This is a genomic window from Kaistella sp. (assembly GCF_032060305.1).
Classification (GTDB): domain Bacteria; phylum Bacteroidota; class Bacteroidia; order Flavobacteriales; family Weeksellaceae; genus Kaistella; species Kaistella yananensis.
In genome coordinates, this window is record NZ_DAMBHK010000063.1 from 1 (window position 1) to 10179 (window position 10179).

The 10179-nt window shown below is 38.7% G+C and carries 8 protein-coding genes and 3 tRNA genes (1 of these 11 only partly in view); 1 reads left to right on the forward strand and 10 read right to left on the reverse strand.

Annotated elements, in window-relative coordinates; genetic code table 11:
* The 7 genes from porN to V5N63_RS09130 all read right to left on the reverse strand — a co-directional run.
* A partial coding sequence (porN, locus tag V5N63_RS09100) for a type IX secretion system ring protein PorN/GldN (protein ID WP_332033693.1) occupies positions 1-868 on the reverse strand: 868 nt, incomplete at its 3' end.
* Between the two features lie 30 nt (positions 869-898).
* Positions 899-2209, reverse strand: coding sequence for a GldM family protein (locus V5N63_RS09105; protein WP_332033694.1), 1311 nt, complete (start codon positions 2207-2209; stop codon positions 899-901).
* Between the two features lie 52 nt (positions 2210-2261).
* Entirely contained in the window at positions 2262-2948 is a 687-nt protein-coding gene (gene porL / locus V5N63_RS09110) for a type IX secretion system motor protein PorL/GldL (protein WP_088467825.1), read from the reverse strand.
* A 53-nt stretch (positions 2949-3001) separates the two neighbouring features.
* Complete coding sequence (gene porK, locus V5N63_RS09115; protein ID WP_088467826.1) at positions 3002-4417, reverse strand: type IX secretion system lipoprotein PorK/GldK; 1416 nt, start codon at positions 4415-4417, stop codon at positions 3002-3004.
* A gap of 113 nt (positions 4418-4530) precedes the next feature.
* The gene (gene glmS / locus V5N63_RS09120) at positions 4531-6384 is read right to left on the reverse strand and encodes a glutamine--fructose-6-phosphate transaminase (isomerizing) (protein WP_088467827.1); all 1854 of its coding nucleotides are present in this window, start codon (positions 6382-6384) and stop codon (positions 4531-4533) included.
* Positions 6385-6413: 29 nt separating this feature from the next.
* Positions 6414-7961 (reverse strand): DUF4270 family protein, encoded by a 1548-nt coding sequence (locus V5N63_RS09125; protein WP_332033695.1) that lies wholly within the window; start codon positions 7959-7961, stop codon positions 6414-6416.
* A gap of 15 nt (positions 7962-7976) precedes the next feature.
* Positions 7977-8747, reverse strand: a complete 771-nt coding sequence (locus V5N63_RS09130) for a glycogen/starch synthase (RefSeq protein ID WP_332033696.1) — start codon at positions 8745-8747, stop codon at positions 7977-7979.
* A 196-nt stretch (positions 8748-8943) separates the two neighbouring features.
* On the opposite strand from V5N63_RS09130, the gene panC reads away from it, so the two are divergent.
* On the forward strand, positions 8944-9792 hold the full coding sequence (gene panC, locus V5N63_RS09135) for a pantoate--beta-alanine ligase (protein WP_265143197.1): 849 nt from the start codon (positions 8944-8946) through the stop codon (positions 9790-9792).
* A gap of 93 nt (positions 9793-9885) precedes the next feature.
* On the opposite strand, the gene V5N63_RS09140 is transcribed toward panC, so the two are convergent.
* The 3 genes from V5N63_RS09140 to V5N63_RS09150 all read right to left on the reverse strand — a co-directional run.
* Positions 9886-9958: transfer RNA gene (locus V5N63_RS09140), tRNA-Lys, on the reverse strand.
* A 47-nt stretch (positions 9959-10005) separates the two neighbouring features.
* Positions 10006-10088, reverse strand: a tRNA-Leu gene (locus V5N63_RS09145).
* A 37-nt stretch (positions 10089-10125) separates the two neighbouring features.
* A tRNA-Lys gene (locus V5N63_RS09150) sits at positions 10126-10179 on the reverse strand; it runs 119 nt beyond the window's last position.

Sequence of the window (10179 nt, forward strand, 5' to 3'; positions counted from 1 at the left end):
GCTGTGCATCAGCATCACGTGGGATATAATCTTTGATTACACCGTTTCCTAAACCATTGTCAGATTTGTAGATAATCGACGAAAATCTCCTTGCATTCATCACATCATCATAAGTAATATCCGACGAAAGGTTTTTACCGTTGAATACGACGTAATTCGCCAAAAGTGGTCGTACATTTGGGTAATATACCCAAAATAAGTCGATATAGTCGTCACCAGAATCCACCAGTTCACCATCACCACCAATTACGCCCATTGTCTGTGGATCTTTCCCCATTGCCGCGATTCCCAGCAAGCGGTATTTCATTTGGGAATCTCTTTTGTCAATATACCACATTCCCTTAATCTTGAGGAGTTTCACATCCTCGGACTTGGTTTCGTACAAGTCGGTACCGGCTGCTCTATCTGCTTCTGTCACTTTAGCTCCGGAATTAATTTTATCAATCAGATCATCAGAAATTACTAATTTACTGGTTCTCTTCTTGATTTCTTCCGGCTCTAATCGTGTGGTAAAATATTCGTCATCATACACTTCACTGATTTTACCTGAGTTAATTCCATCTATTAAAATTTGGAAAAGCGACTTGTTCTGGGTAACGAGACCGTCGGAATTATGGTATAATTGCTGGTTGAGTTTATCATTCATATCAATGATTTCCCAAACTACGATACTTTTCAGCACGTCTTTCTCATCGATATACCCGTAAGAAAGCGGTACCACTTCTTTGGAGATGATGCTGTCTCCTTTCATCATCTTATTTTCTTCGCGCAGTTGCCGGAACTCTTCGGGAGACTTCGAATTAAGAATGGTTTGTGCCTGCGAGAAACCTACTGATGCGAGGAATATACTTACTATTAACTTTTTCATTATGGTAGATGAATTTAATTTTATCTCATATTAATTCGTCACATTTATTGTAACGTTGCTTGGCGTTTTCGGAATACTGTTCCCCATTCCGGTTGCAGTAACCTCGATGTCGTGGATGGTCACTTTATCACCAGCTCTCAGGTTCGTAAACAAGTTAGCCACCTCAGTTAAAGAATTACCTGTTACCGATACCGATGGTTTATTTGGAACTTTTACTTTAAAACCGTTTACCGCAAAACTTACCGGATATACAAATCCTGGCATATCTACCGCTACAGTTTGATTTTTGATAGACGTTGCAGGCATTGCTACTGCACTTTTGCCTCTAACTGTTCCAACCACTGGCGGTAATTTCTTAACCATATATTTGGTTGATTTACCTCCCACTGTAAGGGTTACCTCATCCACCGGACCAGGAGTTACTGTCCATTTCCCACCGCCACCTGATACCGTAGCACCTGATGCCGAAATGGAAGTTGAGGAAGTCGCACCGTCAACATTAACCGGGTTCGGGAAGCCCTGATATAATACAGTTCCAGAGGTAATTGTTGCGGTAAAATCTTCTTTTTTATCTTCCTGATGGGTAGAATTGGAAATCATCGGCGGAACTGTTTTAGGCGTATCAGTTACCAGAGTTGCGTTAGGATCAGCCATGACACTTTTCCCCTGCAGATAAACGGATAAAACGTCTGACTGGATGTTCCGTATCTCGGTTTCCAATACTTCTAAATTTGCCAGTGCAGCTACCATAGGTTGGTTGTAGAACTTGTGAACCAGCCATGATTTGCCGTTCTTCTTCTTTGGATATTCTGTAATGATATTCTGCTTAGCGCGGGCTACTACGTTCTGGAAATTTTCTTCTCCCTCAAATTTCTGAATAATAAAATTTCGAAGTACATCAATCTTTGACATCATTGATTTTGCTTCGGCTGAAGGTTTAGACTCTTCCCCTCCCTGGAAAAAAAGAGAGGTAGCAGGATCTGCACTGTTTAAAGTGTTGTAATCAAAATCTGTTTCACTATACTTAAAGCCGGAGAGTGCGATCATTTTCTGTTTTTTACCTTCGATATCACCAATGAGATCGTCGCCGAGCTGCTTAAGCTGCATGTAATTGTCGTAAGATGCTTTATCTTCAGGTGAAATTTGTGCTTTTTCCGAGAGATTATATTCAAATAACTGGTTTTTTGCATCTGTTAATTTACGGGTTTCGGTAAGTGAAACCTGTGTATCATAAAATGATCTCACGATTTCCTGATCGATCTGCAGTGCAAGCATTGCAATAAAGACCAGGTACATCAGGTTAATCATCTTCTGACGAGGGGTCTGTTTTCCTTGTGCCATTTTAGTAAATTTTGTTAATAATCTTAAATTTTAATTATAAATGGTTAGAAAACTATGATTTCATTGCACTAAGCATGCCGCCGTAAACTCTGTTAAGACTGTTAAGGTTTGCTGTTAATCCTGTTAATTCTTCATTGAATTTTTCTGAATGTGCTGCAGATTTCTGCATATCTTCAACATATTTTTTGCTGTACTCAGTTTGTGTTTTACCATGCTCTAACTGCAGTGCATATAAAGCGTTCATGCTTTCTAAGTGACTTGCAGCTAAAGTTAACTGATCGTTATATTTCTGCGTAGAAGTGGTAACATCAACAGTTTGATTGATCTGATCAACTGAGCTTGAAAACTTATCAATACCGGTTCTTAATCTTTCGAATAAGTTTACATCTAATTTTGCATCAGCAAGCATTTGATCTAATTTATCGGATAGAGAAACTTCCAATTCTTTAACTTCTGCAGATTGAATGCCTAATGTAGAGTGTTTAGGGTTTGGGTTTGCATCTTTGTCTAACAATTCAGGATATACATTTTCCCAGGCGTAAGATTCTTCAGTTTTCGGCGGATCAAATGCGAAAATAATAAAGATAATCGCTTCCGTAATCAGTCCTATTGCCAATAGAGTATTCCCGGAAAGTGGGCCTAAACTCCAGTGCGTGATTTTAAATAGTGCACCAAAAATTACGATTGCAGCTCCTATGGAGTAAATAAAATTATAAATAGCTTCTTTAGTCTTAAACATGTCAGTTGAATTTTTAGTAGTTAATTATTTGTTTAGTTTTTTTATCGCTGAATTTAGTTTGTTCTTTTCTTGAATTTTGCAGTTCCCTCCGGAATATCCTGAACCGTTCTGAAGCCAATATAACTTCTCGCCGAATCTTTTCTTTCGTAATCTCTGGCGCCCGTCATCAGGAGGTATCCTACATCTTTCCAGGAACCGCCACGTACAGATTTTCTTGGCTCTTTGTAAGCTTCATTTGATAAATAAGGATTTAAAGTTGAAGCAAACTGATACGTTGAATTGTTGTAAGGAGACTCGGTCCATTCAGCAACGTTACCAGCCATGTCATAAAGACCAAAACCATTCTTCTGGAACTGTTTTACAGGTGCTGTATAAGTATAGGTTCCTTTTTTCTCGTCTTCTATATAATTACCACGTTTTGGTTTAAAGTTGGCGAGGTAACATCCTCTGTCATCCTGAAGGTACGGACCACCCCACGGATATGTTGCATTTTCTCTACCTCCTCTCGCGGCGTACTCCCATTCAGCTTCTGTAGGAAGACGGAACGCCATTGGTTTCTGTTTTTTCTTCTTCAGTGCTTCATTATAATCAGATTTCAGTTTTGATCTGAAGTCACAGAATGCTCTTGCCTGATCCCAGGTCACGCCAACAACGGGATAGTTTTTGTAGGCACTGTGCCAGAAATATCCATCATATAACGGTTCGTTATAAGCGTAGTTGAAATCTTTGATCCAAACAGTAGTGTCCGGATATACAGCAATACTTTCTTTCTTAAGATAGTTTGCACCTCTCGATTTATCTTTAACCGCTGATTCTATATCTTCCCAGGTGTAAGCATAAAGAAGTTTTCTACTATCTAAAATTCTTTCATTATTAATTCTTTCAGCTGGTGGAAGATACATAGATTCCAGAATCTCTGCATACTGTGCATCCGGATAATCAGAAGTTTTCCAGCGGAGAGGCACAGACCAGTCGAGTTTTTTAGATTCATCATAACCTTCTCTCCCGCCCTGAGATTCCATAAATTCCTGATAAGCATTCTTCTCGTCAGCTGCTTTTTTTGAAGCATAGGCAAAATCTGCGATCGACGTTCCGTCACCACCGGAACCACCTTCCCCAGCAGCTTCTGCTAGAAGAGAACGAGCAATTGAGTCTCTTACATAATTAATGAAAACACGATATTCCGCATTGGTAATTTCTGTTTCATCCATAAAAAATGAAGAAACGGTAACTGTTTTAAGAGTTGCTTTTTCCGGAGTATTAGTAAAGTCCTGATCAGCCATACCCATCACATAGGAACCTGCCGGCACCGCTACCATCCCGTAAGGTCTTTCGGCTACAAAAGATTTAGATTTTCCCTTTGGGACAAGTTCTCCTTTCATTCCGGGCTTACCTGCAGAGGCACCACCACCTTTGGAACAAGAGATTACTACAGATGCTGATATTAATATAAGAAATATTCTTTTCATGCTATTTTTTAGAAATTAAGCGGTAAATATATATAATTTTTTAGAAAACAATTATGATTTTTTTTGCAGAACGTAAAATTGCTTGGATTATTTTACAAAAATTAACATTTATTTTACTCCACAGTCACAGATTTTGCAAGATTTCTCGGCTGATCAACATTTGCTCCCCTGTAAACAGCAATGTAGTAAGCCAGTAACTGTAATGGAACTGACGCAATAATTGGAGAGAAGCATTCTGAAGTTTCGGGAAACTCGATAACATAGTCTGCCATGGAAGCTACCTGTGTATCTCCTTTGTTAACTACCGCGATTACTTTCCCTTTTCGTGCCTTAATTTCCTGTACGTTGCTTACAATTTTATCATAATGTCCCTGTTTTGGCGCAATGATCACAATCGGCATGTTTTCGTCGATCAGTGCAATTGGCCCGTGTTTCATTTCAGCAGCCGGATATCCCTCTGCATGAATATAAGAGATTTCCTTAAGCTTCAAAGCTCCTTCCAATGCTGCCGGGAAATTGTATCCTCTTCCTAAATAAAGGAAGTTTTGTGCGTCAACGAAATTCTTAGCAATATTCTGGGTAATTTCATTTGTAGATTCCAGTACTTCTTCTACTTTTTTAGGAATTGCATCCAATTCAGTAATAAGTTTCATGAATTCCTGGTTGCTGAGATGACCATTATGTTTACCTAATTTCAAAGCGATAAGCGAAAGTATTGTAAGCTGGGCTGTGAATGCTTTTGTAGAAGCCACACCAATTTCAGGTCCAGCATGAGTATAAGATCCTGCATCGGTAATTCTTGCGATTGAAGAATCTACTACATTACAGATTCCGTAAATGAAAGCTCCTTTTTCTCTCGCCATTTTAATGGCTGCCATGGTATCTGCCGTTTCACCGGACTGGGAAATTGCAATAACCACATCTTTTTCGGAGATAATTGGATTTCTGTAACGGAATTCTGATGCGTATTCAACCTCTACCGGAATCCTTGCAAACTCCTCTATTAAATATTCACCAATTAAACCTGCATGCCAAGAAGTACCGCACGCAATAATCGTAATTTTCTGTGCCTGGCTGATTCTGTCAAGATGATCCCAGATTCCGGCCATCTTAATAATGCCTTCATCAACAAGTAATCTTCCTCTTAAAGTATCATGAATTGATTTAGGCTGTTCGAAAATTTCTTTAAGCATAAAATGCTCATATCCACCTTTCTCAATTTGCTCCAGACTTAATTTTAGTTCCTGAACTTCAGGGATAACTTTTTCATTGTCTTTAATATTTCTAATGTCAACTCCTTTTTCCAAAGAGATTGTTGCCATATGCCCTTCTTCGAGATAAACAGCTTCCTTGGTAAATTCCACGAAAGGTGAAGCATCCGAAGCAATAAAATATTCTTTTTCGCCAAGACCAATCGCCAACGGAGAACCTAATCTTGCTACTACAAGTACACCTGGGAAATCATCGTGCATTACCGTGATTGCATAGGCACCATAAACTTCATTCAAAGCGAAACGTACTGCCGTAGGAAAATCGATTTCCGAATTGGTATCCATAAAATACTGGATTAGGTTTACCAAAATTTCGGTATCGGTTTCTGACTGAAAAGTGAAGCCTTTATCGGTAAGCATAATTTTAATGGTATCGTAATTTTCGATAATCCCATTATGAACTAATGCTATTTTGCCGTTATTTGAAACATGCGGATGCGAATTTCTGTCACTCGGCACGCCATGGGTTGCCCATCTTGTATGACCCATTCCTACATTTGCCTTGCCGGAAAGATCTTTGGAAATGGCAACTAAATCATCAACCTTGCCTTTGGTTTTAGCTACAGCGAAATCTGAGTTTTCACTGTCGAGTACAATTCCTGCACTGTCGTATCCGCGGTATTCTAAACGGCGAAGACCGTTGATTACCACTTCATATGCATCCTGAAAACCGGTGTATCCTACAATACCACACATATAATTATATTTTTATTTAAATTCTTAATCTATTTTTTTCCGTAAGTAATAATGAGCTGCGCACTTCTGGCATTACCAGGATCTGTTCCTACGAATACAGCTCTGTGAGGTGTATAAGACCTCGTATTGAAGTTCTGCGCTCCAAGATCTGCATAAAACGAACCCAACAAAGCACCAGTCTGATCATAGGTATAATTACCTACGTTCAGGATGAAATGGCGGGACTTAGCTTCTTTCTCGACAATATTTTTCAAAGTTTGCGTAATACCAATCTCATACTTAGCCGGATTTTTATCTAGATCATAAGACTTCACTAGATTATAAACTCCAGTATAGGCAAGCGTGCTCATATCCTCAAGATAGGTATTAAGATCTTTTTGTTTTACTACAAAATAAGAAGGTTTCTGGTAATTATTGCTCCAGCTCGCTACATCGGTGTAAAGCCTTAATTTTGCTGAAATAATTCCTGCTTTATCATTGTTATATAAATCCTTAATGCTTGCAATCGTAGTCTCCGGAATTTTAATTCCTATTCCCGGACCTCCCATTCCCTGGGCATATACTTTAAGCATTCCGCTGATGGTGTCCTGAACCGCAGCGACAGATGCTGCAGGAGCATTTGTCCTGTCATAGGTAATTTGGTTAAAGTGGGTGTTCGCAGAGCCTAAATCAAGAGGAAACACACCTTCTTCTCTTGTTGTGGTGCCATTTTCAACTTTATCCTTCTTATAATAAAGATTAATCACAACACTGTTGGGATCGAAATTGAAAATGTATCCGTCGTTTTGTTCCACAGATAATTTCAATCCTTTAAAATACCTGATGAAAGACGCAGCGTCGGCAAGTTCAGGTGAAGAAGCTTTGGCAATAATTTTATTCTGAAAAAAAGCACTGTCTAAAGCAATTCTAAGGGAAGCCTCGCGTATGTAAAGATCTGAATTATCTGAATCTTTTGTAATTTTAATAGAGTTAATCGTACCGTTGAAAACCTTATTTGCCAATAGATTTCCGGTCGTAACAGCTTTGTTTGAAAAAATCTTATCGGTGTTAGAGCCTAAAAAGTCGTTAACTTCATTAACTTTTATATTAAATAATGTTTTACCATCGATTTTGGTTTTGCCGTATTTGGTCACCGGATAAGTCACAACCACCTTTTTTGCAGGCACTGCTCCCACCGGATAAATATAATCATCTGCAGTTGTAGTGGTAGCAGAATCTGAAGCATAAGACGGCTTAATAACCAAAACAGCTGAATCCAGAACGGCGTTTGTCCCAAAATCCGGGCTGTAAGAAGAAAGTCTGACCTGCGAAACGTAAGCTGATTTCTGAAGACCGAACTGTGGCTCATTGAAAGCTCCTAAAGTAGCGCTTTGGAGTCTTGTCTCATCTGTACGTATGGTGTCGTTATTATTTACGCTATAAGCAATTACGCTATATGTTGAATCTATCCCCTGAGCTCCGTTCTGAAAAAACTGTGAACCCAGTTGATCTGCATCGGGTTCACAATTCCATAAAATTAAACTTCCAATTACCAGCGAAGCTGTAATATTGAAGAATTTCTTAATATCTTTTGTCATTAAATTTTAAATTGATTAGTATAATTTTGCGATTGATTCAGCGTCTAAATATTCAGATTTTGCAGTTTTTGTCTTATTGAAGGCCGCATCCAGTTCATCCTGTAGAAATTCATCACCTTTTACCACGACATCAACCATATCCATGCTTTCGATAACGAACTGCTGAAAACTAGGCTTCTTAAACGCTTTTAGTGAAGTAATATTGTCGAAATTCAACTTTTGTTCTACAGTGGGTGAAAGCGCTGCATCTTCTTCGTTATAAACAGAAAGTACAAGCTTTGAATCTTTAAAATAAGAATCGTTCTTATAAAAAGTTTTTAAATAAATCGGGATGAAAGAAGCCATCCAGCCATTAAGATGAATTACATCCGGAACCCAGTTGAGCTTTTTGATGGTTTCAATTACGCCTCTGGCAAAAAAGATCGCACGTTCATCATTATCCGGAAAGTAATTTCCTTCATCGTCTGCATAAAACTGCTTTCTCTTAAAATACTCATCGTTATCTATAAAATAAACCTGAAGTCTTTCGCCCGGCAGAGAAGCCACTTTAATAATCAGCGGTTGATCCAGATCATTAATAATGATGTTCATCCCAGAAAGGCGGATGACCTCATGGAGCTGAAACTTCCGTTCGCTGATCTGGCCAAATCTTGGCATAAAAACGCGTACATCGTTGCCTTCCTGGTGCATCTTTAGCGACATTTTATTAACCATGGCGGCCATATTGCTGTCTTCCTGGTACGGAAACATTTCTGTAGTGACGTATAATATTTTTTGGTTCGGCATAAAATCTATCGTTTCTTCAATTATCAAGCAGAATATTCTGTCGGGCAAAATTACGAAATTTTAAGCTAATATTTTTCAATTAACAAATTTTAATAATTATAATTGAATTTGCTCTGTTTATGCGTAAAAAACATTTCTTTACAAGTGTATTATTTTTTCTCAGAAATAACTATTTTTACCATTACATTAATAAACTATGGAAATTTTTAAAACAAAGAAAACACTTCTGGATTATATAGAAAGGCAGAAAGAGATGGGTAAAAAAGTGGGTTTTGCTCCAACTATGGGCGCATTACATGATGGACATATCTCTCTGTACGAAGCCGCAAGAAAAGAAAACGACCTGGTAATCTCCTCGATCTTCGTTAACCCTACGCAATTCAACAACGCATCAGATCTTGAAAAATATCCGCGCACAATTGAAAAGGACATAGAAATTCTGGAAAAATCCGCATTCGTAGATGCTGTTTACATCCCTGAAGTCACCGATATTTATCCCGAAGGACTTAAAAGCAAGGAATATAACTTCGATGGTTTAGAAAATGAAATGGAAGGCAAATTTCGTCCGGGACATTTCAACGGTGTTGGTACTGTGGTAGAAGAACTCTTCCGCCAGGTAAAACCCGACAACGCTTACTTCGGAGACAAAGATTACCAACAGCTCGCCATCATAAAAAAACTTGTTGAGAAACTCAATTTACCAATAAAAATCCATGGCGTACCGATCTACCGTGAAAAAAACGGGCTCGCGATGAGTTCCAGAAACAAAAGATTAGATCATGAGCAGTGCGAAGCCGCAAAAGTTATTTATGAAACACTGGTAAAAGTAAACGACTGGTTCCGGATCATCACCGTTTCTGAAATCTACCAAAGGGTTAAAGATATATTCGAAGATCAGCGGGGAATGGTTTTAGAATATTTCGAAATTGCGGACGAAGCCACCCTGAAAGAAACCGACTTCTTCTACAAAGACCGCAATTACCGCGCATTCATCGTCGTATTTGTTGGCGACGTACGGTTGATAGACAATATGCACCTGGATTAATAAAACGTCAAAAGTCTTCCTTGAGGGAAGACTTTTGATCACCAAATCACAAAATATTAATATGAAAAAAATTTACTCCTAAGAGTAAAATTGTGACCCGGCTGGGATTCGAACCCAGGACCCATACATTAAAAGTGTATTGCTCTACCAGCTGAGCTACCGAGTCTTAGAAAATGTAAACAATAAAATTTACTTTCTAATAAATTTAACTTGTGCCTGCGACTGGACTCGAACCAGCACATCCTTAGGAAACCACCCCCTCAAGATGGCGTGTCTACCAATTTCACCACGCAGGCAAAAAAAATCCGTAACAGTTACGGAATTTTTAGCTAGTGACCCGGCTGGGATTCGAACCCAGGACCCATACATTAAAAGTGTATTGCTCTA

Excerpts from the sequence above, each read along its gene's own strand:
- panC (WP_265143197.1), top strand. The coding sequence starts at position 8,944 with ATGGAAATTTTTAAAACAAAGAAAACACTTCTGGATTATATAGAAAGG.
- V5N63_RS09125 (WP_332033695.1), bottom strand. The coding sequence starts at position 7,961 with ATGACAAAAGATATTAAGAAATTCTTCAATATTACAGCTTCGCTGGTA.
- porK (WP_088467826.1), bottom strand. The coding sequence starts at position 4,417 with ATGAAAAGAATATTTCTTATATTAATATCAGCATCTGTAGTAATCTCT.
- V5N63_RS09105 (WP_332033694.1), bottom strand. The coding sequence starts at position 2,209 with ATGGCACAAGGAAAACAGACCCCTCGTCAGAAGATGATTAACCTGATG.
- glmS (WP_088467827.1), bottom strand. The coding sequence starts at position 6,384 with ATGTGTGGTATTGTAGGATACACCGGTTTTCAGGATGCATATGAAGTG.
- V5N63_RS09130 (WP_332033696.1), bottom strand. The coding sequence starts at position 8,747 with ATGCCGAACCAAAAAATATTATACGTCACTACAGAAATGTTTCCGTAC.
- porL (WP_088467825.1), bottom strand. The coding sequence starts at position 2,948 with ATGTTTAAGACTAAAGAAGCTATTTATAATTTTATTTACTCCATAGGA.